The following is a 1,753-nucleotide window of genomic DNA, read 5'->3' on the forward strand; positions in this document are numbered from 1 at the left end:
CCTTAAAGACTTCGCGGAATACTTTGAGTCAGCTGACGGACAGAAAATTGAAGCCTCCTATCTTGTAGCTTTGGAAGGCGAAAAGATTCGGAAAGCCGACGCTGGCGATAAAATACTCGGTGTCGTATCGAAGACGGCCGGGCTTGTCCTTGGGGGTGCTGCTTTCGATTGGAAGGACCGGTATTTGAGGGATGAATTTGGCGGCATTATTTACCGAGAGGTTTACGACGGTGAACGGGTTATAACGGTCCCAGCGGAAAATCCAGACTACGATCCTTCTGAGGAATATAAGCCTCGTGAAGAACGAGACGAGTGGCATGTCATCGGTCTAATTGGTCAGGTGTTTGTGCGTATTGATTCCACTGTCGAGGTAGGCGATAGCGTATCTGCAATTAATGGAATAGCGACAAAAGCTGATTCCACCGGATACGGCACTGTCATGAAAATTGAAATGCCATATGACGAAGAAAAAGGCTACGGAGTAGCAAAGATGATCGTTACACCGCAGCATTAAGGAGGCTAAACCTTGATTTATAAAGACGCAAACGTTACTTATGATATCAATTCCCGCAGATCAGACGGGAGAGCAACAAACATTCAATTTATGACGCAAGACACGGGCAGCGCCAAGCTGTCCTTTTCTTTTACAAAAGACGGCGTACCACTTCCATTGTCTGCGGTCGATGCAAAAATCGTTTTGCTTTATCCGGACGGCTCTTTCTATAAAAGGAGTCTTACTCTCGTAGACAAAGTGAACGGAAAAGCAGAGTATATTTTGTCTGATGGGGAACTGAAACATCCCGGTATTGTGAAGGCAGAATTAAAGCTTTACTACACAAATGGTCAGGCTCTGGCGACTTCCTTTTTCACATTTACGATATCGAAGACATTGGAAGATCAGAACATTGTCCCGGCAGCGGAATACTACATTGATGATTTTGAGACGTTACGGGACGGCATAAACCAAACAGTGGACGAGATCAGCCGAACAATAGAAGAGCTTCGCGAAAAGTTTGCTGACCTTGAAGCAATTGAAACAAAAGAGGGTGCCCAGATAAAGGCGGATGCAGCAGAAAAAAATGCGAAAGACTATACTGACGAACACGCAAATGATCAGATAAAGCATATTACGGCAAAAGAGCGCGAGACATGGAATGCAAAGGAGACACCTTCCGGCGCACAAGGGAAAGTGAATGCTCACGCTGCTGACTTGGATTTACACCTAGTAGCAGGTGAACGAGATAATTGGAATGCCAAAGAAACACCAGACGGGGCTCAAAGAAAAGTTGATTTTCATGAAAATAAAACGGAAATTCACGTCACATCGGAAGAGAAAAGCAGCTGGAATGACGTTATTAGTCAGTTTAGGGCACACAATTACAATCAAGAACGACACACCTCTGCTATAGAACGCGCTAAGTGGAACGGGGCTGTCACGTATGCCAATATTACTCTTAAAAATGGGGCAGCAGCCGGAACACGGACACCCATTTATGCAAGGTGGGGACCTTTATTGTTACTACGGGGGCATGTAAAAACAGAGCCAGAAATTATATTTGGTTCAATTCCCGCCTCATACGTTCCGGCTGGAGGGGCAGTCGTTTCTATTGCTCTTAGTGGGACAGGCGGGACAGCCAATCTCATTGTATATGAAAACGGAGATTTAAAAATCAAATACCCAGACCCGACAGATTCAAGCAAGCTTGGCGGCGGATTCTATATTGATAAGGTGATCGGGTTTCAAGAGGGAGGT

General features: G+C 45.4%; 2 protein-coding genes. Both read left to right on the forward strand.

Annotation, left to right across the window (positions count from 1 at the left end; genetic code table 11):
- Positions 1 to 514: peptidase G2 autoproteolytic cleavage domain-containing protein (locus ACWGB8_RS38495; protein ID WP_452218303.1), on the forward strand; the 514-nt coding region annotated here is incomplete at its 5' end.
- Positions 515 to 526: 12 nt separating this feature from the next.
- Positions 527 to 1,753: phage baseplate upper protein (locus tag ACWGB8_RS38500; RefSeq protein WP_452218304.1), on the forward strand; the 1,227-nt coding region annotated here is incomplete at its 3' end.

This window comes from Kitasatospora sp. NPDC054939, assembly GCF_053610105.1.